The 25,729-nt window shown below is 60.6% G+C and carries 28 protein-coding genes; 19 read left to right on the top strand and 9 right to left on the bottom strand.

Annotated elements, in window-relative coordinates; genetic code table 11:
* Nucleotides 1–30 precede the first annotated feature (30 nt).
* Together J3P95_RS05085 and J3P95_RS05080 are read left to right on the top strand one after the other, a co-directional pair.
* On the top strand, nucleotides 31–507 hold the full coding sequence (locus J3P95_RS05085; protein WP_434578436.1) for a PAS domain-containing protein: 477 nt from the start codon (nucleotides 31–33) through the stop codon (nucleotides 505–507).
* A 38-nt stretch (nucleotides 508–545) separates the two neighbouring features.
* Nucleotides 546–1,151 (top strand): hypothetical protein, encoded by a 606-nt coding sequence (locus tag J3P95_RS05080; RefSeq protein ID WP_434561215.1) that lies wholly within the window; start codon nucleotides 546–548, stop codon nucleotides 1,149–1,151.
* Nucleotides 1,152–1,158: 7 nt separating this feature from the next.
* On the opposite strand, the gene J3P95_RS05075 is transcribed toward J3P95_RS05080, so the two are convergent.
* Entirely contained in the window at nucleotides 1,159–2,118 is a 960-nt protein-coding gene (locus J3P95_RS05075) for a MerR family transcriptional regulator (protein ID WP_434578437.1), read from the bottom strand.
* A 222-nt stretch (nucleotides 2,119–2,340) separates the two neighbouring features.
* Here J3P95_RS05075 and J3P95_RS05070 point away from each other — a divergent pair, with 222 nt between their 5' ends.
* The 11 genes from J3P95_RS05070 to J3P95_RS05020 all read left to right on the top strand — a co-directional run bounded on the left by J3P95_RS05070 (nucleotide 2,341) and on the right by J3P95_RS05020 (nucleotide 11,056).
* Complete coding sequence (locus J3P95_RS05070; protein ID WP_434578439.1) at nucleotides 2,341–2,910, top strand: antibiotic biosynthesis monooxygenase; 570 nt, start codon at nucleotides 2,341–2,343, stop codon at nucleotides 2,908–2,910.
* Between the two features lie 96 nt (nucleotides 2,911–3,006).
* Nucleotides 3,007–3,720: a dihydromonapterin reductase gene (gene folM / locus J3P95_RS05065; RefSeq protein WP_434561209.1), complete on the top strand. Its 714-nt coding sequence runs from the start codon at nucleotides 3,007–3,009 to the stop codon at nucleotides 3,718–3,720.
* A 20-nt stretch (nucleotides 3,721–3,740) separates the two neighbouring features.
* The gene (gene folE / locus J3P95_RS05060) at nucleotides 3,741–4,298 is read left to right on the top strand and encodes a GTP cyclohydrolase I FolE (RefSeq protein WP_434561207.1); all 558 of its coding nucleotides are present in this window, start codon (nucleotides 3,741–3,743) and stop codon (nucleotides 4,296–4,298) included.
* A complete protein-coding gene (gene folX / locus J3P95_RS05055; protein WP_186611060.1) occupies nucleotides 4,299–4,679 on the top strand; it encodes a dihydroneopterin triphosphate 2'-epimerase in 381 nt (126 codons plus the stop codon).
* Between the two features lie 97 nt (nucleotides 4,680–4,776).
* Complete coding sequence (locus J3P95_RS05050; RefSeq protein ID WP_434561203.1) at nucleotides 4,777–5,073, top strand: DUF1244 domain-containing protein; 297 nt, start codon at nucleotides 4,777–4,779, stop codon at nucleotides 5,071–5,073.
* Nucleotides 5,066–5,404, top strand: coding sequence for a HopJ type III effector protein (locus tag J3P95_RS05045; RefSeq protein ID WP_434561201.1), 339 nt, complete (start codon nucleotides 5,066–5,068; stop codon nucleotides 5,402–5,404). The genes J3P95_RS05050 and J3P95_RS05045 overlap by 8 nt, the downstream gene beginning before the upstream one ends.
* Before the next feature lie 277 nt (nucleotides 5,405–5,681).
* Nucleotides 5,682–6,932, top strand: a complete 1,251-nt coding sequence (locus J3P95_RS05040) for a 2-aminoadipate transaminase (RefSeq protein ID WP_434578441.1) — start codon at nucleotides 5,682–5,684, stop codon at nucleotides 6,930–6,932.
* A gap of 132 nt (nucleotides 6,933–7,064) precedes the next feature.
* Nucleotides 7,065–8,039, top strand: coding sequence for an amino acid ABC transporter permease (locus J3P95_RS05035; RefSeq protein WP_434578442.1), 975 nt, complete (start codon nucleotides 7,065–7,067; stop codon nucleotides 8,037–8,039).
* 69 nt (nucleotides 8,040–8,108) lie between these two features.
* Complete coding sequence (locus tag J3P95_RS05030) at nucleotides 8,109–8,837, top strand: amino acid ABC transporter ATP-binding protein (RefSeq protein ID WP_434563700.1); 729 nt, start codon at nucleotides 8,109–8,111, stop codon at nucleotides 8,835–8,837.
* Nucleotides 8,838–8,882: 45 nt separating this feature from the next.
* On the top strand, nucleotides 8,883–9,716 hold the full coding sequence (locus tag J3P95_RS05025; protein WP_434561197.1) for a transporter substrate-binding domain-containing protein: 834 nt from the start codon (nucleotides 8,883–8,885) through the stop codon (nucleotides 9,714–9,716).
* Nucleotides 9,717–9,772: 56 nt separating this feature from the next.
* Nucleotides 9,773–11,056, top strand: coding sequence for an NAD(P)/FAD-dependent oxidoreductase (locus J3P95_RS05020; RefSeq protein WP_434578443.1), 1,284 nt, complete (start codon nucleotides 9,773–9,775; stop codon nucleotides 11,054–11,056).
* Between the two features lie 69 nt (nucleotides 11,057–11,125).
* On the opposite strand, the gene trxB is transcribed toward J3P95_RS05020, so the two are convergent.
* Entirely contained in the window at nucleotides 11,126–12,088 is a 963-nt protein-coding gene (gene trxB, locus J3P95_RS05015; RefSeq protein ID WP_186615763.1) for a thioredoxin-disulfide reductase, read from the bottom strand.
* A gap of 312 nt (nucleotides 12,089–12,400) precedes the next feature.
* Between trxB and cysZ the strand changes: the two genes are divergently transcribed.
* Nucleotides 12,401–13,156: a sulfate transporter CysZ gene (cysZ, locus tag J3P95_RS05010; protein WP_434578446.1), complete on the top strand. Its 756-nt coding sequence runs from the start codon at nucleotides 12,401–12,403 to the stop codon at nucleotides 13,154–13,156.
* Nucleotides 13,157–13,196: 40 nt separating this feature from the next.
* A complete protein-coding gene (locus tag J3P95_RS05005) occupies nucleotides 13,197–14,396 on the top strand; it encodes a glycosyltransferase family 4 protein (protein ID WP_434578448.1) in 1,200 nt (399 codons plus the stop codon).
* Nucleotides 14,397–14,425: 29 nt separating this feature from the next.
* Here the strand turns inward: J3P95_RS05005 and J3P95_RS05000 are convergent, their stop codons facing one another.
* From J3P95_RS05000 to J3P95_RS04990, 3 genes are all read right to left on the bottom strand, one after another.
* A complete protein-coding gene (locus tag J3P95_RS05000) occupies nucleotides 14,426–15,529 on the bottom strand; it encodes an NADH:flavin oxidoreductase (RefSeq protein WP_434561189.1) in 1,104 nt (367 codons plus the stop codon).
* A 155-nt stretch (nucleotides 15,530–15,684) separates the two neighbouring features.
* Nucleotides 15,685–16,167 carry a glutathione peroxidase gene (locus J3P95_RS04995; RefSeq protein WP_434578449.1) on the bottom strand — a complete coding sequence of 161 codons (483 nt, stop codon included), beginning with the start codon at nucleotides 16,165–16,167 and terminating at the stop codon, nucleotides 15,685–15,687.
* 115 nt (nucleotides 16,168–16,282) lie between these two features.
* Nucleotides 16,283–16,768: an FKBP-type peptidyl-prolyl cis-trans isomerase gene (locus J3P95_RS04990; RefSeq protein ID WP_434578450.1), complete on the bottom strand. Its 486-nt coding sequence runs from the start codon at nucleotides 16,766–16,768 to the stop codon at nucleotides 16,283–16,285.
* Here J3P95_RS04990 and J3P95_RS04985 point away from each other — a divergent pair.
* From J3P95_RS04985 to J3P95_RS04975, 3 genes are read left to right on the top strand one after another with little or no spacing between them, the layout of a single operon-like run.
* On the top strand, nucleotides 16,737–17,075 hold the full coding sequence (locus J3P95_RS04985; protein WP_434578452.1) for a DUF3565 domain-containing protein: 339 nt from the start codon (nucleotides 16,737–16,739) through the stop codon (nucleotides 17,073–17,075). The genes J3P95_RS04990 and J3P95_RS04985 overlap by 32 nt on opposite strands.
* Before the next feature lie 49 nt (nucleotides 17,076–17,124).
* A complete protein-coding gene (pta, locus tag J3P95_RS04980; RefSeq protein ID WP_434561181.1) occupies nucleotides 17,125–19,224 on the top strand; it encodes a phosphate acetyltransferase in 2,100 nt (699 codons plus the stop codon).
* The gene (locus tag J3P95_RS04975; protein WP_434578454.1) at nucleotides 19,225–20,133 is read left to right on the top strand and encodes an acyltransferase; all 909 of its coding nucleotides are present in this window, start codon (nucleotides 19,225–19,227) and stop codon (nucleotides 20,131–20,133) included.
* A 93-nt stretch (nucleotides 20,134–20,226) separates the two neighbouring features.
* Here the strand turns inward: J3P95_RS04975 and cysN are convergent, their stop codons facing one another.
* The 4 genes from cysN to J3P95_RS04955 all read right to left on the bottom strand — a co-directional run bounded on the left by cysN (nucleotide 20,227) and on the right by J3P95_RS04955 (nucleotide 24,445).
* Nucleotides 20,227–22,125 (bottom strand): sulfate adenylyltransferase subunit CysN, encoded by a 1,899-nt coding sequence (cysN, locus tag J3P95_RS04970; protein WP_434561177.1) that lies wholly within the window; start codon nucleotides 22,123–22,125, stop codon nucleotides 20,227–20,229.
* A gap of 53 nt (nucleotides 22,126–22,178) precedes the next feature.
* Complete coding sequence (locus J3P95_RS04965) at nucleotides 22,179–22,520, bottom strand: four helix bundle protein (RefSeq protein ID WP_434563698.1); 342 nt, start codon at nucleotides 22,518–22,520, stop codon at nucleotides 22,179–22,181.
* 103 nt (nucleotides 22,521–22,623) lie between these two features.
* Entirely contained in the window at nucleotides 22,624–23,541 is a 918-nt protein-coding gene (gene cysD, locus J3P95_RS04960) for a sulfate adenylyltransferase subunit CysD (RefSeq protein ID WP_434561175.1), read from the bottom strand.
* A gap of 145 nt (nucleotides 23,542–23,686) precedes the next feature.
* Nucleotides 23,687–24,445 (bottom strand): Nif3-like dinuclear metal center hexameric protein, encoded by a 759-nt coding sequence (locus J3P95_RS04955; RefSeq protein WP_434578457.1) that lies wholly within the window; start codon nucleotides 24,443–24,445, stop codon nucleotides 23,687–23,689.
* A 104-nt stretch (nucleotides 24,446–24,549) separates the two neighbouring features.
* Between J3P95_RS04955 and algW the strand changes: the two genes are divergently transcribed.
* Nucleotides 24,550–25,710, top strand: a complete 1,161-nt coding sequence (gene algW, locus J3P95_RS04950; protein WP_434561171.1) for a Do family serine endopeptidase AlgW — start codon at nucleotides 24,550–24,552, stop codon at nucleotides 25,708–25,710.
* Nucleotides 25,711–25,729 lie beyond the last annotated feature (19 nt).

Here is a 25,729-nt window from a genome sequence, read left to right as displayed (position 1 = left end):
AGCGCACACGGATGTCTAAGGGGAATTTCCATGATTAACGCGCACCTGATGCAGCTCGTAATCAACGCTTCGAATGACGGCATTGTCATTGCCGAAAAAGAAGGCGATGAAGACAATATCCTGATTTACGTCAACCCGGCATTCGAGCGGCTGACGGGCTATAGCCGCGACGAAATCCTCTATCAGAACTGCCGCTTCCTGCAGTCGGGCGACCGCGATCAGCCAGCTCTGGAACAGATCCGTATGGCCCTGAAGTTAGGAGGCTCATGCCGGCAAATATTGCGGAACTACCGTAAGGACGGTACGCCGTTCTGGAATGAGTTGTCGCTGTCCACTGTCAAGAACGAGGCGGATGGCCACACGTATTTCGTTGGCGTACAGAAAGACGTAACGGCTCAAGTAAAGGCTCAACAGCGCGTCGCTCAGCTGGAATCAGAGCTGGCCGAAGCCCGGGCGACCATCGCGCGACTCAATACGACGAATGGTGCAAACAAAACGGCGAATTAACGGTCAGTCACTACACTCAACCGTGAAAGTGGCACCTTATGCAGCGCGACGCCCTTCTGACCCAGGATGAGCTGGACTTCATCCGGACCATGCAGCACAACCCGCAGCTCAACGAGCGGGATGTCACGTCGAGCTTGCTGGTAAACGGCGGGTCGCAGATCCGGGATCTATTGACGCGCCTGGCGGCGAATGAACAAGTCACTTTGCAGGCGAATTTCGAAAACCAGCAGATGACGTTTCCGTTGCATCTGGTTGAAGATGAATTCCACGCCATGCACCTTCGCCTGGGTGTGCCGAGCATCTATGAGGACGGACCGAAAATCCGCCCCTGGCGCCTGGCGCTCGACGAGCCGGTAGCCTTGGAAAATGCCAAGGGTCAGCCGGGGGCTTTATGGGTGCACGAAGTGTCTTGCAAGGGCGTACTGCTGGAAATTCGCAACCGTACCAAACCACCCAGACAATTCGTCTCGTGGTTCAGCCCGTCAGGCTACGAGAGGATTTCACTGCGCGGTACGTTCGAGCGAGAAACAGACCAAGGAATGTATGCCTACCATCTGAGCCAGCATGATCAGGACGAAACCGAGCGCCTGCGTCAGTACATCCTTCAACAGCATCGCCTGACCCATCCGACGATGCATCTCTAGCGGTGGTTCAAGTGTCCAGGTTGCCGGTCAGGAATTGACACAAACGCTGGCGCATCACCGTACCTTCATTTCCCAGACAAGCGATCGCTGACCCCCCCAGACTTTCCTGCGCCAGGTCGGACGCATCGCCGGCGAGCATGACCGGGCAATCCAGGCTCATCGCCAACCGGTTAAGGCGTTTAGGCAGCTCGGCAACTGGCGCATGGTTGGAAACCAGTACCAGCGCCAAAGGCTGCATTTTCTGGCAAACCAGGGTCAGCTCGTCAAAAGGTTGGCCGACCGTCATGACCCTGACGCCGACCTCAACCTTGGACACATACAGCGCCGTTACCAGCAGCTCCAACTCCCGACACTGGCCCGCGATGGCGCTGACCAGCACACGTCTCGATGAGAAATCTCGCTTGAGCAGCAGTCGCTGCGTTACGCGCGAACGCAGGAAACCATCGAAAAACAGCCATTCACTCGTCTGTCCGAACTCATGTTGGCGTTGCAGTAGCTCTCGCCAGAGCGGCATCAAGATGTCTTGAAATACGACCGGCACGGCATAGCTGGAAAAAATCTGACCGTAGACGCGATCGAGTTCCACGTCGTCAAAGTTACCGACTGCGTCCAGCACCTGGTATTGCCACTGACTATAATCGGCGCGTACCAGATCGGAAGAAATGAATTTGGAAACCGGCTGTGCCGATTCTGCCCTGGCGAGGATTTTTCCTACCTTACTCACGGCTACGCCGCGCTCGATCCAGGCAATGATACGGCGGACTTTTTCGACATCGCCCATGGAATACAAGCGATGGCCGCTTTCGGTGCGAGTGGGTTGGATCAGACCATAGCGTCGCTCCCATGCACGCAAGGTCACTGGATTAACACCCGTCAACCGCGCCACTTCACGGATAGGAACCAGGTCTTCGCGCGCCAAGGCGTCGGACACCTGGAACGCGATGTTATCCTCGGTGTTTACGCTCATTCGCGTCGTTTACCCGACTGGAAAATGGGATCCCATTTTAGCTCCCCCCAAGCACGTCATGACAAGGGCATAACGCGATCAACGCGCGCAATTGTTGTTTTTTACTCGACAGGGAATAATCCTTGCCTACGACTTGCAATCAGACGCTGCCCATTACCCATGGGGCGTATTCCCCGCGAACCTCTTATCCGGAGCGCCGCACTTGTAACATGGAGATACAAAATGTCTACCTCTCCCGTCACGCTAATGGTCGCCCGTCGCGTGGCCCATGGGCGCTACCAGGATTTGATTGCATGGTTGCGTGAAGGCGAGCAATTGGCCACCGATTTCGCCGGTTACTTGGGCTCGGGCGTGCTCGCTCCACCGCCCGGCGACGACGAATTCCAGATCATTTTCCGTTTCGCCGACGAGCAGACCCTGCATGCCTGGGAGTACTCCGCCTCGCGCACGGCCTGGCTGGAACGGGGGAGCGAGCTGTTTGCCCAGCCGTCCGAACATAGGGTGCGAGGTATAGATGGCTGGTTCGGCGCGATCGGCCAACGTCCGCCACGCTGGAAACAAGCGGTGGCTATCTGGCTCGCGTTCTTTCCTGTTTCGTTATTGTTCAATTTCCTCTTGGGACCATTGCTCAACGAACTGGGTTTGCTGAGTCGCGTCTTCATCAGCACCCTTATACTGACGCCGCTGATGGTCTACCTGTTTATCCCGATGTCGACTCATTTATTGGCGAGCTGGCTCACTGGCGCATCGCAACGGCCCTTGCCAACCAAGCCTTCCACGCAGAATCATTGAAGCGACACTAAACCGGTGGGAGCCACCGCGCTCCCACGGACTCGTCGCGGCGCCTCGCCTGAAGACTCCAGCCGCTCGTCATAAAGGAACGTATTCGTGAAACAGGGCACAACCGCTCCGATCCTGATCACTGGCGCAGCCCAGCGCGTCGGCTTGCATTGTGCCCGGCGGCTGCTGGAAGACGGGCACCCGGTGATCGCGACGTATCGCACCGAACGTCCGGGCGTACAGGCGCTGCGAGATTTGGGGGCCACGGTTCTGTTTGCCGATTTTGCCAGTGAATCGGGGATTCTCGCGTTTATCGATCAGCTCAAGCAGCATACCCACCAGCTGCGCGCCATTGTGCACAACGCCTCGGCCTGGCTGGCCGAAGCCCCGGGCGGTGAAGCGGACGCCTTCCACGCCATGTTCGGCGTGCACATGCTCGCGCCTTATTTGATCAATCTGCATTGCGTCCAGTTGCTGGAACGGTCGGTACCGGCGGACATCGTGCACATCAGTGACGACGTGACGCGCAAGGGTAGCAGCAAGCATATCGCCTATTGCGCCACCAAGGCCGGGCTCGAAAGCCTGACCCTGTCCTTTGCGGCCAAGTACGCGCCTGCAATCAAGGTCAACGGTATCGCCCCGGCCCTGCTACTGTTCAATCCCGACGATGATGCGGCCTACCGTGCCAAGGCGTTGGCCAAGTCCGCGCTGGGCATCGAACCCGGCAGCGAAGTGGTTTACCAGAGCCTGCGTTATCTGCTGGATAACCCTTACGTTACCGGCACGACGCTCACCGTGAACGGCGGACGGCACATCAAATAGTCCTGTTTCGAGGAAGCACCATGGCGTTATCGCCCCAGCATTACCGCGAGATCCTGATCGGCCTGGGCGAAGATCCGGAGCGCGAAGGCCTGCTGGACACCCCGGTGCGCGCAGCCAAGGCCATGCAGTATCTTTGCCACGGCTATGATCAGAGCGTCGAGCAGGTGGTCAATGGCGCTTTGTTTGCCTCCGACAGCGATGAAATGGTGATCGTTGCCAATATCGAGCTCTACTCACTGTGCGAACATCACCTGCTGCCCTTCATCGGCAAGGCCCATGTGGCTTATATTCCTACGGGCAAGGTCCTGGGACTGTCGAAGATCGCCCGGCTGGTGGACATGTTCGCCCGCCGCCTGCAGATCCAGGAAAACCTCACCCGGCAAATCGCTGACGCGGTGCAACACGTCACCCAGGCCACCGGTGTGGCGGTGGTGATCGAAGCCCAGCACATGTGCATGATGATGCGCGGTGTCGAGAAACAGAATTCGACCATGAACACCTCAGTGATGCTCGGCGCCTTTCGCGAGTCCAGCAACACCCGCCAGGAGTTCCTGCAATTGATTCGACGGAGCCAATAAATGCCACAACTTCAGCCCGCCATGGCGCGTATCAAGGTCAAGGACCTGCGCCTGCGTACGTTCATCGGCATCAATGAGGATGAGATTCTCAACAAGCAGGATGTGTTGATCAACCTGACCATTCTCTACGCCGCCCAGGATGCGGTGCGCGACAACGATATCGAGCACGCGCTGAACTACCGCACCATCACCAAGGCGATCATCGCCCACGTGGAAGGCAACCGCTTCGCCCTGCTCGAACGCCTCACCCAGGAGCTGCTTGACCTGGTCATGGCCAACGAGTCGGTGCTGTACGCCGAAGTCGAAGTGGACAAGCCGCATGCCTTGCGATTTGCCGAGTCGGTGTCGATTACCCTTGCTGCAAGTCGGACTACTTCGTAGCCGCTACAAGCCTCAAGCTGTAAGCTTCAAGCCTGACCACCGCAAACCCACCTACAGCTTGAAGCTTGCCACTTGAAGCTGTCTCGCAGAGACCTCCATGAACGACCAACAACGCCTCGAACTCGAAGCCGCCGCTTTCCGTCGGCTGGTTGCCCATCTGGACAGCCGCAAGGATGTGCAGAACATCGACCTGATGAACCTCGCCGGTTTCTGCCGCAACTGCTTGTCCAAGTGGTACAAGGCCGCTGCCGACGAGCGCCAGATCGAGGTCAGCCTCGACGATGCGCGTGAGGTCGTCTACGGCATGCCGTACGCCGAGTGGAAAGCCCAATACCAGAAAGAAGCCAGCGTCGAACAGCAGGCGGCGTTTGCCAAAGGAACTCCCGATGCCTGACCTGAACACCTTCCGCGCCAGCCTCAAAAGTGGCGAACATGTCTTTGCCGATACCCTGGCCTTTGTCGCCGATGGCTACGACTACCAGCCCCGGGCTTTCAACAACGGCGGTGTTGAAAACGTCGCCGGGCAGAATGAAGGTTCGTGCAAGACCCTGGGCCTGGCCCTGCTTGAAGGCTTGAGCGATGAAGAAGCACTCCAGGCGTTTGGCGAGCATTACCGCTCGGTGCTGGCCACGCCCGAAGGCAGCGACCACGGCAATATCCGCGCGTTGATGGCCCATGGTCTCGCCGGCGTGAAGTTCGAGGCGCAACCACTACAGCGTCGCTGATCCGCTTTTCGTGGCGAGGGAGCTTGCTCCCGCTGGGCTGCGCAGCAGACCCAAGCAGTCAGATTCAATTTGCCTGACACACCGGGTTGTGAGATTTCGGGGTCGCTTCGCGCCCCAGCGGGAGCAAGCTCCCTCGCCACAGAAGCGGTTCTGGCAAGCTTCGCACTTATCCACATCCCGACTTTTAAGATTGACCCGGCAACTTTATTTCGTTTGCCGGCTCTCCCTGCTCACGGCTTAGATAAAGGACATCTTTCCTCCGCCGAGCCGTCCATCCATGAGCAGCAAAACCATCAGCCAATCGATTTCCTTCGTTCACCCCGTCAGCCTCAGCCACGGCAGGAACGCCGAAGTCTGGGACGTTGACGGCAAGCGCTATATCGATTTCGTGGGTGGCATCGGCGTGTTGAACCTCGGCCATTGCCACCCACGCATCGTCGAGGCGATCCGCGAGCAAGCCACCCGCCTTACCCACTACGCCTTCAACGCCGCGCCCCATGAGCCCTATATCCAGCTGATGGAGCGCTTGGCCGCATTCATCCCGGTGGATTACCCGATCAGTGGCATGCTCACCAACAGCGGGGCGGAGGCTGCAGAAAACGCCTTGAAAATCGTCCGCGGCGCCACGGGTCGCACCGCGGTGATCGCTTTTGACGGCGGTTTCCACGGTCGAACCCTCGCCACGCTGAACCTCAATGGCAAGGTCGCCCCATACAAACAAAAAGTCGGCGTACTGCCCGGGCCGGTTTATCACCTGCCCTACCCCAGCCAGGACAACGGCGTGACGTGCGCCGAGGCGTTGAAAGCCATGGACAGGCTGTTCAGCGTCGAGATCGACGTGAACGATGTGGCCTGCTTCATCGTTGAACCGGTGCAGGGCGAAGCCGGGTTCCTGGCGATGGACGTGAGCTTCGCCCAGGCGCTGCGACAATTTTGCGACGACAAGGGCATCGTATTGATCGTCGATGAGATCCAGTCCGGCTTCGGCCGCACCGGCCAGCGCTTTGCATTCCCTCGACTGGGCATCGAGCCCGACCTGATCCTGCTCGGTAAAAGCATTGCCGGTGGCGTCCCGCTGGGGGCGGTGGTGGGGCGTAAATCACTGCTGGACACCTTGCCCAAGGGCGGGCTCGGCGGCACTTATTCGGGCAACCCCATCGCCTGCGCCGCCGCCCTGGCGACCCTGGACGAAATGACCGATGCGAACCTGCGGGCCTGGGGCGCCCAGCAGGAAGAAGCGATTGTCAGCCGTTACCAGTCATGGCGCAGCCGTGGCCTGTCACCGTACCTGGGCCGGTTGACCGGCGTCGGCGCGATGCGCGGCATCGAGCTGGCCAACGCCGACGGCACCCCGGCGACAGCACAACTGACCCAACTGCTGACCCTGGCACGGGACGCGGGTTTGCTGCTGATGCCCAGCGGTAAGTCGCGGCACATCATTCGCCTGCTGGCGCCATTGACGACTGAGCCGACGGTGTTGAAAGAGGGGTTGGATATTCTGGAGGACTGCCTGGCGAAGCTGTCCTGAAATCCAGGATGCGCTGAGGGACTGACATAACGAATTATGTTCGCTTGTGGTAGCCGATTACGGCTGGCAATACTGGCCAACTGTCCTTGTTGCCGGAAGAGATCGCTGCCACCCCACACGCCCGAGGCATCCATGTATCACGACAATATAATCTATAAGAAAAAGTCCAATGATCCTCGATTCCTGCTGGGTGTAGCCGTGGTGCTGTTCCTGGGTTCATACGTGATGAACCTTGGCAACAGCGCCCTCAGCCACTTTCTGCAACCGCTGCTGGGGAGCGCACCGGACAGCCTCGGCGCGCGCAACATCGCCATCGGCCTGGGGATCGCCCTGCTGGGCACGCTGAATTTCCACGTCCTCGGTCGGCTGAAATTCAAGGTGCAGACCACCGTGGTCTGGGTCGAGTTGCTGGTACTGTTCCTGGCGTTCTTCGACACCTTCAATCTCTCCTACAGTTTCATCCTCGACAAGGTCGGTTTCCTGATCATTCAGGGCGCGGCCACCACCCTCTACATCTCAGCCATCGCCATCGTGATTGCCTTTGTCCTGGCCCTGGTCGGCGCAGTCGCCAAGCTGTCCAACAACGGTCTGGCCAATGCCTTGGCCTCGTTCTATACCTCGTTCTTTCGTGGCGTGCCGCTGCTGATCCAGATCTACCTTATCTACCTGGGCCTGCCGCAACTGGGTTATGTGGTCGATGCGGTGCCCGCCGGCATCCTGGCCCTGGCCCTGTGCTACGGCGCCTACATGACGGAGATCTTCCGTGCAGGCATCCAGAGCATCCCGGTGGGCCAATGGGAGGCCTCGCGGGCACTGGGCATCAGCCCATTCAAGACCCTGAGCCGGGTGATCATGCCCCAAGCCCTGCGCGTCATCATCCCGCCTACTGGCAACCAGTTCATCGCGATGCTCAAGGACAGCTCCTTGGTGTCGGTGATTGGCGTCTGGGAACTGATGTACCTGGCCAAGACCCAGGGTCGCGCGGACTTCCGCCACTTGGAAATGCTGATCACCGCCGCGATGATCTACTGGGCCCTGTCGTTCGTACTTGAACGGGTGCAGGCGCGGATTGAAAAACGGGTCAATCGATCCACTGCAAGGGGTTGATGCGTGATGACTCGAACCGATACCGCCCGGCATCTCGACCCGGCAACCACTGCCCAGGCCGACGCACCGATGATTGCCATCAAGGGGCTGAACAAGTGGTATGGCAATTTCCATGCGTTGCGTGACGTCGACCTGACTGTCGCACCTGGCGAAATCCTGGTGGTCTGCGGCCCGTCGGGCTCGGGCAAGTCGACGATGATCCGCTGCATCAACCACCTGGAAAACTTCCAGAAAGGCCAGATCCAAGTCAACGGCATCGTCCTCACCAGCGAGGCCGAGAGCGTCAGCGCCGTGCGCCGCGAAATCGGCATGGTGTTCCAGAGCTTCAATCTTTTCCCGCACCTGAGCGTCATCGACAACCTGACCCTTGCCCCGCAACTGGTCCAGGGCGTGTCCAGCGCCGACGCGAAAAAACGCGCCCGGGTCTACCTGGAGCGGGTGCGCATCGCCGAGCACGCCGACAAATACCCCTCGCAATTGTCCGGCGGCCAGCAGCAGCGCGTGGCGATCGCCCGCGCGTTGTGCATGAACCCGAAAGTCATGCTCTTCGACGAGCCCACCTCGGCCCTCGACCCGGAAATGGTCCACGAAGTGCTGGACGTCATGGGCGAGCTGGCCGGCGATGGCATGACCATGATTTGCGTGACCCACGAAATGGGCTTCGCCAGCAAGGTCGCCGACCGGGTGCTGTTCATGGACCAGGGCCAGGTGATCGAACAAGCCACGCCCGCCGATTTTTTCAACAACCCGCAGACCGAACGCGCGCAAAAATTCCTGTCGCAGATCATCGGTCACTGAGAACCGCTTTACCCCGCATAACAATAACGAAAAGTGGAGATGCACATGCTCAGTCAAAAACGCGCAATCACCCTGGCAGCCGCCCTGTCCCTGCTGTTCGTCGGCGCCGCCAACGCCGGGGCGGTCCTGGACAAGATCCAGAGCAGCAAGCAAATGACCGTCGCCACCTCGGCGACATGGCCGCCCCAAGGCTTTATCAACGACAAGAACGAAATCGACGGTTTCGACATCGACGTGTCCAAGGAAATCGCCAAGCGCCTGGGCGTCGCGGTCAAGTTCGTGACGCCGGATTGGGACGTCATCACCGCCGGCAAGTGGAACGGCCGCTGGGACATGTCCGTGGGCTCGATGACCGCCACCACCAGCCGTGCGCGCATCCTCGACTTCCCCGCCACGTACTACTACGTGCCCTATGTGTTCGCGGTCCACAACGACTCGACCCTGACTAACCGCCAGGCACTCAACGGCAAGACCATCGGGGTCGAGGGTGGCACAACGTCCGAAGACTACCTGAACCAGCATCTGGCGATCGAAGCGACCGACATGCCGCCGGTCAACTATGACGTGAAGGCCGGAAAGATGAAGACCTACGCCGGCTCCCTTGGCCCGCTGGATGACCTGCGCCTGGGTAACGGCGTGCGCCTGGACGCGATCCTTACCCAGCGCAGCACCCTGGAAGCGGCCGTCAAGAAGAACTACCCGTTGCGGGCCGTCGACGCGACGGCGGTGTTCTACGAACCGCTGGCCATCGCGACCGACAAGGGCGACCCGGAGCTCAAAGCCAAGCTTGCCGAAATCATCGGCCAGATGCACAAGGACGGCACGCTGACACAGTTGTCGACCAAGTGGTACGGCGTCGATTATTCGGTCGTCAAATAACACCTCGTGCGGGAGCGGGCGTGCTCGCTCCCACTCAATGACTTCAAGGATCGATCATGTCCTTTCCCGGCACCTGGTACTCCCAAACCTCGCTGCCCCGTACAGCCAGGCCAGGACTCGGCAGCGCCGAAGCCTGCGACGTCTGCATCATAGGCGCCGGTATCGCCGGCCTCACGGCGGCGCTGGAACTGACGCAGCGCGGCAAACGCGTGATCCTGCTGGAAACCCATCAAGTCGGCTGGGGCGCGTCGGGACGCAACGGCGGCGTGGTGTCGGCGGGCTGGGCCGAAGGCTCGGCGGCCATTCGTAAAAAAGTCGGGCTGGAGCAGGCCAAGGCACTGTTTCAGATGTCGGTGGAAGGCGTGGAGATCGTGCGCCATAACATGACTAGCCTGGCATTGACCGGTTGCGATCCGTCCGCCGGCACGATCCGGGTCAAGCGCTACGATGACAGCGCCGGTGTAAAAGCCCATATCGAAAACATGCGCCGGGATTTCGGTTACGAACTCAATTTTCTCGACGTCGGCCAAGTGCGTGAACGGGCCCACACCCGCCGCTACTTCCAAGGCATCGAAGACCCCAACGCCCTGCATTTTCATCCCCTGAACTATTGCCTGGGGCTGGCTTCGGTCATCGAAGCGGCTGGCGGGCGGATCTATGAGAACACCAAGATGCTCGCCTGGCACCGCGAGGGGGTCGACAAAGTCATCCGCACCGCCCAGGGTTCCGTGCGCTGCCAGGACCTGGTGTTCTGCGCAGGCGGCTACGGCGGCCCGGAACTGCAAAAGCTCAGCCGCGCCTACTTGCCTATCGCGACCTATGTGGTACTGACCGAGCCGCTGGGCGAATTGATCAAACAAGTTCTCAATTGCAGCGCCGCCTTTTCCGACGACCGTCGCGCCTCGGACTACTATCGCGTCGTCGACGGTGATCGCCTGCTCTGGGGCGGACGCATCACCACCCGCAACGAACAGAACGAAACGGCCCTGGCGGCCATGCTCAAGGCCGATATGGTCTCGGTTTATCCGCAACTGGCGTCGGCGAAGATCGAGTTGGCCTGGTCCGGACTGATGGGTTACTCCACCAACAAGATGCCCAACCTGGGCATGCTGGAACCGGGCGTGTGGGCCTGCACATCATTTGGTGGACATGGCCTGAACACCGGCTCCATCGGCGCCCGGGTCATCGCCGAAGCCGTGTGCGGGGAGAGCGAACGCTACAAGGCCTTCAGCCCTTATTGGCTCGACTGGAACGGCGGGCCGTTCGGGCGCGTCGCGGCGAACGCCATCTATCAATCGTTGAAGGTGATGGATTTTGTTCAGGAGCGGTTACGCGGGTGACGGGCCTCGCTCGGTTAACCACCGCCCATGAAAAAACCGGCCGAAGCCGGTTTTTTTGTGCCTGACGGATCAGAACGAAACGTTTTGCAGGCCGTCCAGGTAGCGCTCGGTGTCCAGGGCCGCCATGCAACCGGCGCCGGCCGAGGTGATGGCCTGGCGATAGACGTGGTCGGCCACATCGCCGGCGGCGAAGATGCCTTCGACGCTGGTGGCGGTGGCGTTGCCGTCGCGGCCGCCCTTGACCACCAGGTAGCCGTCCTTGAGTTCCAGCTGGCCTTCGAACAACGAGGTGTTCGGGGTGTGGCCGATGGCGATGAACACGCCGTCGACTTTGATCTCGTCAAAGCTGCCGTCGTTGTTCTTCAGGCGAGCACCGGTCACGCCCATGTTGTCACCCAGCACTTCGTCCAGGGTGGCGTTGAGCTTGAGGATGATCTTGCCTTCGGCGACGCGCGCGTTCAGCTTGTCGATCAGGATCTTCTCGGCGCGGAAGGTTTCGCGACGGTGGACCAGGGTCACGGTGCTCGCGATGTTGGCCAGGTACAGGGCTTCCTCGACCGCAGTGTTGCCGCCACCGACCACGGCCACGGGCTTGTTGCGGTAGAAGAAACCGTCGCAGGTAGCGCAGGCGGAAACACCTTTGCCCATGAACGTTTCTTCCGATGGCAGGCCCAGGTAGCGAGCGCTGGCGCCGGTGGCGATGATCAGGGCGTCGCAGGTGTAGGTCGCGCTGTCACCAGTGAGCGTGTACGGCTTGGCGGCGAAATCGACGGCATTGATGTGATCGAAAACGATCTCTGTCTCGAAGCGCTCGGCGTGTTCTTTCATGCGCTCCATCAAGGCAGGGCCGGTCAAGCCGTGAACATCGCCCGGCCAGTTGTCGACTTCGGTGGTGGTGGTCAATTGACCGCCGGCCTGCATGCCGGTGATGAGCAACGGCTTGAGGTTGGCACGGGCCGCATAGACCGCGGCGCTGTAACCGGCAGGGCCGGAACCGAGAATAATCACTCGCGAATGACGGACTTCAGACATGACCTGCTCCTGTTGACCGGACCTGTGAGGTCCGGAACGCCGGCTGAGCGGCGGGAATAAAAAAGGACTGTTGATGCACTTGGGGAAGGCTTTGGTTCGACAGTCCTGAAAAAGAATGGGTGCAGCGTATCGAGGGAGCGAAGATTAAGGAAATACGGTTTAACAATCCAGCTCATAGGTGAGCTCTATCCGCTGGCGCTTATTCAATAGGTACGATCCTTCAGTAAACCTTGTTACACGTGATGTCGTAGCTTTCCCGCGCCGGGCAAAGCCGGTAAGGTCGGCGCGTCCATCATTCCCTCGGAGCCACCTATGCCCGCCCCCGTCTTGTCCGGTCCGCAATATTTGCGAGAAGGTCTCAAGCTGGTCCTGAGCCCCGGCTTGCGCCTGTTTGTATTGCTGCCGCTGACGATCAACCTGGTGCTGTTCGTCGGGCTGATCTACCTGGCCGGCCACCAATTCAACCTCTGGGTCGACACGCTGATGCCGTCGCTGCCGGAGTGGCTGAGCTTCCTGAGCTACATCCTCTGGCCATTGTTCGTCGTACTGGTGGGGCTGATGGTGTTTTTCACCTTCACCATGCTCGCCAATATCATCGCGGCGCCCTTCAACGGCTTTCTCGCTGAGAAAGTCGAAGTGGTGGTGCGCGGCACTGATGATTTTCCGGCGTTCAGCTGGGGCGAACTGATCGCCATGGTTCCCCGCACCCTGGCCCGGGAAGCGCGAAAGCTCGGCTATTTCGTGCCGCGTGCCCTGGGGCTGTTCGTGCTGTCGTTCATCCCCGTGCTCAATATCGTCGCTGCGCCGCTGTGGCTGTTGTTTGGCATCTGGATGATGGCGATCCAGTACATCGACTACCCGGCGGACAACCACAAGCTGGGCTGGAACGAAATGCTCGCCTGGCTGCGGGAGAAACGCTGGCAGAGCCTGGGCTTTGGCGGCAGCGTGTACCTGGTGCTGCTGATCCCGGTGGTCAACGTCCTGATGATGCCGGCGGCGGTCGCCGGGGCGACGTTGTTCTGGGTGCGCGAGCAAGGTGCCGAGACGGCGTTGGCCCGGCAGGGCTGATCCCGTCACAAATCCGTCATCGTGGCGTCACAACGACGAAATGGCCTCGGTCGACACTGGGGCCATGACCACACTCCTGCACGTCACCCTCGTCACTGAAACCTTTGCACCGGAAATCAATGGCGTCGCCAATACCCTGGGGCGCCTTTACGACGGCTTGCGAGCCCGTGGACACCGCGTTGAGCTGATCCGCCCCCGCCAGGCCGCGGATCAAGGCCAGGCCAGCGACGATCAACTCCTGCTGTGCCGAGGCTGGCCTTTGCCGGGATATCCGGGCTTGCAGTGGGGGCAGGCTTCGATGCACAAGCTGCTCAGGCGCTGGAAACGTCATCGCCCGGACGTCTTGTATATTGCCACCGAAGGCCCCTTGGGCTTGTCGGCGTTGCGGGCAGCGCGGCGCCTGGGTATCTCGGTGGTCAGCGGCTTCCACACCAACTTCCAGCAATACACCCAGCAATATGGCCTCGGCTTGTTGAGTCGGCTGTTGACCCATTACCTACGCTGGTTTCACAACCGCTCGAGCCTGACCCTGGTGCCCAGCGTCAGCCAGCGCCTGGAGCTGGAACGCCGGCATTTTGAACGCGTGGCCTTGTTGTCCCGCGGCGTGGACAGCCGACTGTTTCATCCGGCCAAACGCTCGGCCGCTCTGCGCGAAGCCTGGGGCCTGGACGAAGGTGATATCGCAGTGATCCATGTCGGACGCCTGGCACCGGAGAAAAACCTGGGCCTGCTCACGCGCAGTTTCGACACCCTGTGTAACGCTTTTCCGACACAGCGAATCAAACTGGTGATCATTGGTGACGGTCCGCAGCGGCCTGCCCTCGAACAGCAATCGCCCGGGGCGATCTTCTGTGGCGCCCAGCGTGGCGAAGCGTTGGCGGCCCATTACGCGTCCGGGGACGTATTCGTTTTTCCGAGCCTGACCGAAACCTTCGGCAACGTCGTGCTGGAAGCGCTGGCATCCGGACTGGGCGTGGTGGCCTACGATCAGGCCGCGGCGGCGCAACACATCCGTCACGGTTATAACGGGGTGCTGGCGATGCCGGGGGATGAAGATGCATTCTGCGACGCGGCCCGCTGGCTGCTGGAAGAGCGCGAGGCCTTGCGTTGCGTGAGGCTCAATGCGCGCCAACATGCCAGTCGCCAGGGCTGGGCCTCGATCATCGAGCAGTTCGAGACGCTGTTGCGCGCAGTGTGCGTCGGCGAGCAGGGCCTGCCCGCTGCGCCGACGGTGCGCTGAGTGTTCGGAAAGGTCGGTTCAGGCGCTACTCAAACCAGCGTCATCAACGCCTCGCGGCTGAACGGCAGGATCTCTTGCTCGCGCCCTTCCCGGACTTTTTGCGCCCAGTCCGGATCCACCAGCAATGCGCGTCCCACTGCCACGAGGTCGAACTCTTCGTTGTTCAACCGCTCCAGCAGGTTTTCCAGGCTGGCCGGCTGGGCAATTTTATCGGTGTTGACCATGAACTGGAGGAATTCGCCATCCAGGCCGACGCTGCCGACGGTGATGGTCGGTTTGCCGGTGAGCTTGCGCGTCCAGCCGGCCAGATTCAGCTCCGAGCCTTCGAACTCCGGTTCCCAGAACCGGCGTGTCGAGCAGTGGAAAATATCCACGCCTGCGTCAGCCAATGGCTTGAGGAATTCTCCCAGCGCTTCGGGCGTCAGCACCAGACGCGCTGCGTAATCCTGCTGCTTCCATTGAGAGAAGCGGAAAATGATTGGGAAGCCCTCGCCCACCGCCGCGCGCACCGCGCGAATCAACTCGATCGCAAAGCGCGAACGGTTGGCCAGGCTGCCGCCGTAGCCGTCAGTGCGCTGGTTGCTGCCTTCCCAGAAGAACTGGTCCACTAGGTAGCCGTGGGCACCGTGGATCTCCACGCCGTCCATGCCGATGCTCTGGGCGTCTTTTGCCGCTTGGGCAAAGGCGGCGATGACTTCATTGATGTCCGCCTGGGTCATGCCATGAATCACGACCTGGCCATCCTTGAGTTTTTCGCTCGGACCATAGCCCGGCACGGCGCCATCCGGCTCGGTACCGAGGCGGCGCACATTACCCACATGCCACAGCTGGGGAACGATCTTACCGCCCTCGGCGTGCACCGCATCGACTACTTTTTTCCAACCGGCCAGTGCGGCGTCGCCGTAGAAGTGCGGTACGTTCGGATAGCCGTTGGAAGCCTTGTGGCCGACGGTGGTGCCTTCGGTGATGATCAGGCCGACCCCTGCCGCCGCTCGGCGACGGTAGTATTCGATAACCTTGGAGTTCGGCACGCCGCCCGGTGAAAACGAACGCGTCATCGGCGCCATCACGACCCGGGTCGGCAGTTCCAGCGCGCCGAGATGGAAGGGTTTGAACAGGGCTTTTACAGGCATGGGGCACTCCATGAAAACGAGGTCACAGGTCGGATATGACGACGATAATATGAGGCATGCACAGCGCTGGGTAGCACTATTGATTGGAGTGATTAAGGATCAAAAGGGGACGGTGAGGTTGTGGGTTCAAGCTCCCTTGCCACAAAGGCTCCGTGCTAGGCCAATGCTTTTTCAATCGCCTGGATGACCGAAGGATCATCCGGCGCGGTGCGCGGGGAAAAACGCGCCAGCACGCGGCCGTCCTTGCCGAGCAGGAATTTTTCGAAGTTCCAGGTGATGTCCCCGGGAAACTCCGCGCCTTCGCCCGCCAGCAGGCGGTAAAGCTGGTGACGGTCGTGGCCGTTTACTTCCAGTTTGCTCGACAGCGGGAACGTCACGCCGTAGTTGAGGCTGCAGAATTCCTGGATTTCCTGCTCGGTCCCCGGCTCCTGGCCGGCGAACTGATTGCAGGGCAGGCCCAGCACGCTGAACCCCTTGTCTTTGTATTGCTGATAGAGGTTTTCCAGCGCCGCGTATTGAGGCGTCAGGCCACATTTGGAGGCAACATTGACCACCAGCACGACTTGCCCTTTGAAGGGCGCCAGAGGAAGCTCCTGACCATCCAGCGCTGTCAGTTTAAGGTCGTGGAAAGCACTCATGACGAACTCCAGGGTTTGCGGATCTTTTCGAAACAGCCATGGGTGATGCTAACAGCAAGCGACTAAAAAGGCGCCATAGGGCGCCTCTCCAGTCAATCTGAGCGTAGCGCAGAAATCAATGCTGATGGCCGCCTTCACCATGGACGTGGCCATGGGCGATTTCTTCCTGGCTGGCGTCACGAATGTCGACGATCTTGACTTGGAAGTTCAAGCGCTGGCCGGCCAATGGGTGGTTGCCGTCAACGGTGACGTCGTCGCCTTCCAGGTCGCGGATGGTGACGATCTGCATCTGGCCGTCCGGCGCCGAAGCGTGGAATTGCATGCCCACTTCCAGCTCATCCACGCCTTCGAACATGCTGCGGCTGAGGGTGCTGACCAGTTCGGCGGAATATTCGCCATAGGCGTCTTCCGGCTCAACGGCAACGTTCAGCTCGTCACCGGTGGTTTTGCCTTCCAAGGCTTTTTCCAGGCCCGGGATGATGTTGCCTGCGCCATGCAGGTAGACCAGCGGAGCGCCGCCGGCGGAGCTGTCGATGACCTCACCAGCGTCGTTGGTCAGGGTATAGTCGATGGAGACAGCCTTATTGGCGGCGATCAGCATGGGGCGAGACCTTTTGCATAAGAATGAAGAACGGACAAGTCTAAACAAGGATTTGCCTGAAAGCGAACGGAACCCGGACAAACGGGCCTGCTCGAACAGACCAACGGTCACGGGTTTCCATCAGGATGAGGACGGGCACTGGGTGGCCGAGCTGTCCTGTGGCCACACCCAGCACCTGCGCCACCAGCCGCCGTGGCAATCCCGGGCCTGGGTGCTGGACCCTGCGCAACGTATTGAAAAAATAGGCCAGCCCTTTGATTGTGGCTGGTGCGCCCAAGGCCCGGTTAGCGATAACCTTGACGACTGAATTGATGGTAGACGGCCAGCCATAGGCCGCGCCTTGCTAGGGAAACCGCATGCAAACTTTTTTTATCGCGCCCACCGATTTTGGTGTGGGCCTGACCTCCATCAGCCTCGGGCTGGTGCGTACCCTCGAACGGGCCGGGCTGAAAGTCGGCTTTTTCAAACCCATCGCCCAGCCTCACCCCGGCGATACCGGGCCGGAACGCTCCACCGAACTGGTGGCCCGTACCCACGGCCTCAAGCCGCCACAACCCTTGGGCCTGGCCCATGTGGAACGCATGCTGGGCGACGGCCAGCTCGATGAACTGCTGGAAGAAATCATCACCCTCTACCAGCAAGCCGCCATCGGCAAGGACGTGCTGGTCGTCGAAGGCATGGTCCCGACCCGCAGCGCCAGCTACGCCGCCCGGGTCAACCTGCACTTGGCCAAGAGCCTGGACGCCGAGGTCATCCTCGTGTCAGCCCCGGAAAACGAAGTGCTGACCGAGCTGTCCGGCCGCGTCGAGTTGCAGGCGCAATTGTTCGGCGGGCCGAAAGACCCGAAGGTTCTTGGCGTAATCCTTAACAAGGTCCGCACTGACGAAAGCATGGAAGCGTTCTCCGCACGCCTCAAGGAGCACTCGCCCTTGCTGCGCAGCGGCGACTTCCGTCTGCTCGGTTGCATCCCGTTTCGCCCCGAACTCAACGCCCCGCGCACCCGCGACGTGGCCGACCTGATGGGCGCACAGGTGCTCAACGCCGGCGATTACGAGACCCGGCGCATGAGCAACATCATTATCTGCGCTCGCACCATGCGCAACACCGTGGAGCTGCTCAAGCCAGGCGTCTTGGTCGTCACGCCTGGCGACCGCGACGACATCATCCTGGCCGTGAGCCTGGCGGCAATCAACGGCGTGCCGCTGGCCGGCCTGCTGCTGACCAGCGACACCCTGCCCGACCCACGCATCATGGATTTGTGCCGGGGTGCGCTGCAGGCCGGGCTGCCGGTGCTGTCGGTGAGCACCGGCTCGTACGACACTGCCAACTTGCTCAACAACCTGAACAAGGAAATCCCGATCGACGACCGCGAGCGTGCGGAAATCATCACCGATTTCGTCGCCGGCCACCTGGACGCCAAATGGCTGCACCAGCGCTGCGGCACGCCTCGGGAAATGCGCCTGTCGCCGGCGGTGTTCCGCTATCAACTGATCCAACGCGCGCAGGCGGCGAACAAACGCATCGTGCTGCCTGAAGGCAGCGAACCGCTGACCGTCCAGGCCGCTGCCATTTGCCAGGCCCGGGGCATCGCCCGTTGCGTGCTGCTGGCCAAGCCGGCCGACGTCGAGGCGGTGGCGCGCGCCCAGGGCATCGAACTGCCGCCGGGACTGGAGATCCTCGACCCGGATTCGATTCGCGAGCGTTACGTCGAGCCGATGGTGCGGTTGCGCAAGAGCAAAAGCCTGAACGCGCCGATGGCCGAGCAACAGCTGGAAGACACCGTGGTCATCGGCACCATGATGCTGGCGCTGGACGAAGTGGACGGACTGGTCTCCGGTGTCATCCACTCCACCGCCAACACCATCCGCCCGGCGCTGCAACTGATCAAGACCGCGCCGGGATGCTCGCTGGTGTCCTCGGTGTTCTTCATGCTGTTTCCGGAGGAAGTCCTGGTATATGGCGACTGCGTGATGAACCCGCACCCGAGCGCGACGGAACTGGCGGAAATTGCCCTGCAAAGCGCTGATTCCGCGGCAGCCTTCGGCATCACGCCACGGGTGGCGATGCTCAGCTATTCCAGCGGCGAGTCGGCCAGCGGCGAAGAAGTGGAGAAGGTCCGCGAGGCCACCCTGCTGGCCCACGAGGCACAACATGGCCTGTTGATCGACGGCCCGCTGCAATACGACGCCGCCGCCAACGAAGCCGTGGCGCGGCAACTGGCACCCAACAGCCAAGTCGCGGGTCGGGCGACGGTGTTTATCTTCCCGGACCTGAACACCGGCAATACCACCCACAAGGCCGTACAGCGCAGCGCCGATTGCGTCAGCCTCGGGCCGATGCTGCAAGGCTTGCGCAAACCGGTGAACGACTTGCCGCGCGGCGCCCAGGTCGACGACATCGTGTACACCATCGCCCTCACCGCGATCCAAGCCGCCAACCGACCTCTGGATATTTAAATGCTGGATTTCCTGCCTGCCCACCTGCGTGGCGTCATCGCTTCATTGCTGTTGGCGCTGAACACCATCGCCTGCTGCACACCGCTATTCGTCGTGGCGATTTTCAAGCTGTTGCTGCCCTTCCCCGCCGCCCAGCGCTTCACCGACTGGCTGATGAGCCACATCCACGAAGCCTGGATCAGCAACAATAAGGCCTGGATGAATCTGCTGCGCCGCACGCGCTGGCACCTCAGCGGCCTGGAGGGCCTCGACTACCAGCACTCATACCTGATCACCAGCAACCACCAGAGCTGGGTCGACATCATGGTGTTGCAGTACGTGTTGAACCGGCGCATCCGGCCGTTGAAGTTTTTTCTCAAGCAAGAGCTGATCTGGGTGCCTGTGATCGGCCTGGCCTGGTGGGCGTTGGGCTTTCCATTCATGAAGCGCTATTCCAAGGCATACCTGGAAAAGCACCCGGAAAAGAAAGGCAAGGACTTGGAAACCACGCGCAAGACCTGCGCGAAGTTTCGCAACAACCCCGTGGGCATTTTCAACTTCGTCGAAGGCACGCGCTTTACCGAAGGCAAGCATGCCCAGCAGCAATCGCCGTTTCGCTACCTGCTCAAGCCCAAGGCCGGTGGCATCGCGTTTGTGCTCGACGCGATGGGTGAACAGTTGGAATCGATTATCAACGTGACCATTCATTATCCCGGCGGGCGTCCCGGCTATTGGGACCTGCTCTGCGGCAAGGTCGATGAGGTGGTGGTGCATTTCCAGGAGCTGAAGATCCCCGCGCAATTCATCGGCATGAACTACGACCAGGATGGCGCCTATCGCCTGGAATTCCAGGGCTGGATCAACCAGTTGTGGCAGGACAAGGATGCGCTGCTTGCGCAGATGCATCGCGAGTATCCAGACCGCCACTGATGCCCGTTGACGATTCTGTAGTCACAAAAAGCCCGCCGATGATCACTCATCGGCGGGCTTTTACTTGAAGCTTGAAGCTTGAAGCTGCTCCCCTTATATCACCCCGTGCTTGCGTAGCAGCTCCAGCACCTGCTTGACGCTTTCCTCCAACGTCAGGGACTGGGTGTCGATCACCAGGTCGGCGTCCAGCGGCACGTCGTACGGGAAGGACTCGCCCGGGATGTTATCGCCGGCAGCGGCGTACAGCCCTTGCGGATCGCGTTGGGCGCACACCGCTGGCGACGCCTGGACGTAGACCGTCAGCAGACGCTCCCTGCCGATCAGGTCCTTGGCCTGCTCACGCCCTTCGGCACTCGGCGCAACGAACGCGGCGAGGGTCAGCAGGCCGGCTTCGTTGAACTGGCGTGCGACGTGAGCCGCACGACGCCAGTTCTCGGTACGCCCGGCACGATCCTGCGGCAGGCCTTTGTTCAAGTCATGACGCAGGTTCTGGCCATCGAGCACGAACACCCCACGGCCCTGGTCGAACAGCTTGCGCTCCACGGCGTAGGCCAGCGTGCTTTTGCCCGCGCCGGACAAGCCGCTGAACAACACCGTGGCCGGTTGCTGGCCGAAGCGCTGGGCGCGCTCTTGCACCGACACATGGGCCAGTTTGCCGTGATGCGTGCTGCTGCCATGGGCCAGCGGCTGGGCGACGATCATGCCCGCGCCAACGGTGCCGTTGGTCAGGCGATCAATGATGATGAAGGCGCCGGTGGTGCGGTTGCTCTCGTAGCCGTCCAGGGCAATCGGCGCGTCCAGGGCGATCTTCACCTTGCCGATTTCGTTGAGTTGCAGCGCGCTGGCCGGGCCTTCTTCGAGCGTGTTCACATCGACCTTGTTGACGATGCTGGCAATCGAGCCCGGCACATAACTGGTGGCGCGCTTGATGTCGTATTTCTTGCCCGGGAGCATTGGCTCTTCGGCCATCCACACGAGCATCGCTTCGAAGCTGTCGGTGACCGGCGGGACGTTATCGGCGTGCACCAGCAAGTCGCCACGGGAGATGTCGATCTCGTCTTCCATGGTCAGGGTTACGGCCTGACCTGGACCGGCGTGCTCCAGTTCGCCCTCGAAAGTGACGATGGATTTCACCCGGCTGCTCTTGCCCGACGGCAGCACCACCACTTCGTCGCCCTTGTGCACGACGCCGCTGGCGAGGGTGCCGGCGAAACCGCGGAAGTTCAGGTTCGGACGGTTGACATACTGCACCGGGAAACGCAGGTCGGTGAAGTTACGGTCACCGGCCACTTCCACGGTTTCGAGAATTTCCATCAGCGACTGGCCGGTGTACCACGGCGAGCGCTCGGACTTGTTCACCACGTTGTCGCCCTTGAGGGCCGACATCGGCACGAAGTGCATGCTGGTGGGCTTCAATTTCAAGCCTTCGGCGAACTTCAGGTAGTCGGCCTTGATCGACTCGAACACGCCTTGGTCGAAGTCCTTGAGGTCCATCTTGTTGATGGCGACAACGATGTGCTTGATGCCCAGCAACGAGGCGATGAAGCTGTGGCGACGGGTCTGGGTCTGCACGCCGTAGCGGGCATCCACCAGGATGATCGCCAGGTCACAGGTGGAGGCACCGGTGGCCATGTTGCGGGTGTACTGCTCATGGCCGGGAGTATCGGCAATGATGAACTTGCGCTTGGCGGTGGAGAAATAGCGGTACGCAACATCAATGGTGATGCCTTGCTCGCGCTCGGCCTGCAGGCCGTCGACCAGCAATGCCAGGTCGATGTCGTCACCGGTGGTGCCGACTTTCTTCGAATCGCGGGTGATGGCTTCCAAGTGATCTTCGTAGATCATCTTGGAGTCGTGCAGCAAGCGCCCGATCAGGGTGCTCTTGCCGTCATCGACGTTACCGCAGGTCAAAAAGCGCAGCAGTTCTTTACGCTCGTGCTGGCCCAGGTAGGCGAGGATGTCCTCGCTGATCAAATCAGATTGATGGCTCATTGTGTTCAAGCTCCGAGCTGTAAGCTTCAAGCGGCAAGCTTGTCGGCGTACAGCTAGTCAGAAATTTTGTTGATCAAGCCGCGAAGCATTTTTGAGAGCTCGCGAGTTTCTGCAATCCAGTTATCTGCCAGCGGCTGGGCGATGTAAGCAATGTCGCTGCCGATGAGGATCTGTGTTCGTAACTCTCCACAAGAAGCCTTCGCGATCCAAAGAAAACGTACCTTTTCCTTGGCGCTGTAACGCTCCATGCCTTCTGCGATATTGGAAGGCACCGAAAGTGCGGAACGGGTAATTTGGTCTTTGAAGCCGAAATCCCCACAGCGCGCAAACTCTCTATAAATTCCCACCGCCAAACATTTGCTTCGTTGCCAAACAATCAGCTTCTCGAAATCCATTGCGATCATCCGATGACGGCTCGCAACAACCGGCTGCAAGCACCAAGCTGCAAAATTACGCATACCGCCTTTAACTTGCAGCTTGCCGCTTGTAACTCGAAGCTTAAAAGTACCCCTGACGTTTCTTATCTTCCATCGAGCCTGCGCCATCGTGGTCGATGACCCGGCCCTGGCGCTCGGAAGTTCGCGTCAGGAGCATTTCCTGAATGATGTCCGTGAGGCTTTCGGCCTCGGACTCCACCGCGCCCGTCAACGGGTAGCAGCCAAGGGTACGGAAACGCACTTTCTTCTTGACGATGCGGGCTTTGTCTTCATCGGAGAGGTGCTCGAGGATGCGCTCGTCGTCGATCATGATCAGCGTGCCGTTCTTCTCGATCACTTCACGCTCGGCGGCGAAATACAGCGGCACGATCGGAATGCCTTCGAGGTAGATGTACTGCCAGATGTCCAGCTCGGTCCAGTTCGACAGCGGGAACACGCGAATGGATTCGCCCTTGTTGACCTTGCCGTTGTAGACGTTCCACAGCTCCGGACGCTGGTTCTTCGGGTCCCAGCGGTGTTTGCCGTCGCGGAAAGAGTAGACGCGCTCCTTGGCGCGGGACTTCTCTTCATCGCGACGGGCGCCGCCGAAAGCTGCGTCGAAACCATGCTTGTCGAGCGCCTGTTTCAGGCCCTCGGTCTTCATGATGTCGGTGTGCTTGGCGCTGCCATGGGTGAACGGGTTGATATTCTGCGCCACGCCGTCCGGGTTGATATGGGTGATCAAGTCCAGGCCAAGCTCCTCAACCATGCGGTCGCGGAACTTGTACATCTCCTGGAATTTCCAGCGGGTGTCGACGTGCATCACCGGAAACGGCAGCTTGCCGGGGAAAAACGCCTTGCGTGCCAGGTGCAGCATCACGGCGGAGTCTTTACCGATGGAGTACAGCATCACCGGGTTGTCGAACTCGGCGGCCACCTCGCGGATGATGTGGATGCTTTCCGCCTCCAGCTGTTTCAGATGCGTCAGTTTGTCGACCATGGCTACTCACGAAAACATTCTTATGAACGGCCAGCGGGCCGTGTTCGAGCGGGGAATCCTAGCACAGCGACCTCTTCTAATCAGGGCGCCGGCTAGATCGAAACAGCATATGGATATGCCTGCGGGTTCGGGGGCCGAAGGCGTGTCAAATGGGGTTCGGGCAGTCGATAAAGATGTGTTCCAATGCAAAACGTCGCGCCAGATAGTCGCCCAATGCCTTGACGCCGTAGCGTTCGGTCGCATGGTGACCGGCGGCGATGAAGCTGATGTCGTTTTCCCGGGCGCTGTGAAAAGTCTGCTCGGACGCCTCGCCACTGAGGTACAGATCAACCCCGGCCAGCACTGCCTGTTCGATATAGCCCTGCCCCCCGCCCGTGCACCAGCCAACGCGACGGATCATGTGCTCGCTTTCGATCAACAACGGCTCGCGGCCCATGGCCTCTTGGACCTTGCGGGCGAAATCCCGCGGCGTCATCGGCTCGGACAAGGAGCCGACCAAGCCGACGATTTTCGGGTTATCCGGATCCAGCGGCCCTTCGACGGTGATATCCAACTGCCGGGCCAGTTGCACGTTATTGCCGACCTCGGGGTGCAGATCCAGCGGCAAGTGGTAGGCCAACAGGCTGATGTCGTGCTTGAGCAAGGTTTTCAGGCGCCGCTGCTTCATGCCGGTGATGCACGGGTTCTCACCCTTCCAGAAATAACCATGGTGCACCAACACCAGGTCGGCGCTGGCCTCCACGGCGGCGTCGAGCAGCGCCTGGCTGGCGGTCACGCCGCTGACGATGCGCATCACCTGCGGCGCGCCCTCGACCTGCAAGCCATTGGGGCAGTAATCGGTGACCCGGCTGCTTGCCAGGTATCGGTCCGCTTCTTCAACCAGGGTGCTCAGGGCTACGGCCATAAAAAGACTCCTAAATATCCCGTTCCGAGGCGTGCGCGGCCTCGTATAATGCGCGACATTATGGGCGGTCTCATCCCGCCTGCAACCATCGTAGGACGTGCTTAATGCTCAAGGCGCTGCGTTTTTCCGGCTGGCCGCTATTGGCCGGCGTGCTTGTCGCTCTATTGATTATCCAGCGCTACCCGGAATGGGTCGGGCTGCCAAGCCTTGACGTCAACCTGCAGCAGGCGCCGCAAACCAAGGCCCCGCAGCAGGGGCCGGTGTCCTATGCCGACGCAGTGACCCTGGCCGCGCCGGCGGTGGTCAACCTGTACACCACCAAGGTCATCAACAAACCCAACCACCCGCTCTTCGAAGACCCACAATTCCGGCGTTTTTTCGGCGACAACTCGCCCAAGCAGAAGCGCATGGAGTCGAGCCTGGGTTCGGGTGTGATCATGAGCCCGGAAGGCTATATCCTGACCAACAACCACGTCACCAGCGGTGCCGACCAGATCGTCGTGGCGCTCAAGGATGGCCGTGAGACCCTGGCACGGGTGATAGGCAGCGATCCGGAAACCGACCTCGCCGTGCTCAAGATCGATCTGAAAAACCTGCCGGCGATCACCATCGGCCGCTCCGACAGTATTCGCATCGGCGACGTGGCCCTGGCGATCGGTAATCCGTTCGGCGTCGGCCAGACCGTGACCATGGGCATCATCAGTGCCACCGGGCGCAACCAGCTGGGCCTGAACAACTACGAAGACTTCATCCAGACCGACGCCGCGATCAACCCCGGCAACTCCGGCGGTGCACTGGTGGATGCCAACGGCAACCTCACCGGGATCAACACCGCGATTTTCTCCAAATCCGGCGGCAGCCAGGGCATCGGCTTCGCCATCCCGGTGAAACTGGCGATGGAGGTGATGAAGTCGATCATCGAACACGGCCAGGTGATCCGTGGCTGGCTGGGCATCGAAGTGCAACCGCTGACCCAGGAACTGGCGGAGTCTTACGGCTTGTCCGGGCGTCCCGGGATCGTTGTGGCAGGGATCTTCCGCGACGGCCCGGCGCAGAAGGCCGGCTTGCAGCTAGGCGATGTGATCCTGAGCATCGATGGCGAACCGGCGGGCGATGGCCGCCGCTCGATGAACCAAGTGGCGCGGATCAAGCCCACCGACAAGGTGACTGTCCAGGTGATGCGCAACGGCAAGGAGCTCAAGCTCACGGCCGAAATCGGCCTGCGTCCACCGCCGGCACCGGTGGTGCTCAAGGAAGAAGAATAACTATCCCCCCGTGGCGAGG

This window comes from Pseudomonas sp. Z5-35 (genome assembly GCF_051131945.1).
GTDB classification, from domain to species: domain Bacteria; phylum Pseudomonadota; class Gammaproteobacteria; order Pseudomonadales; family Pseudomonadaceae; genus Aquipseudomonas; species Aquipseudomonas marvdashtae.
This window is presented reverse-complemented; position numbering and strand designations above follow the sequence as displayed.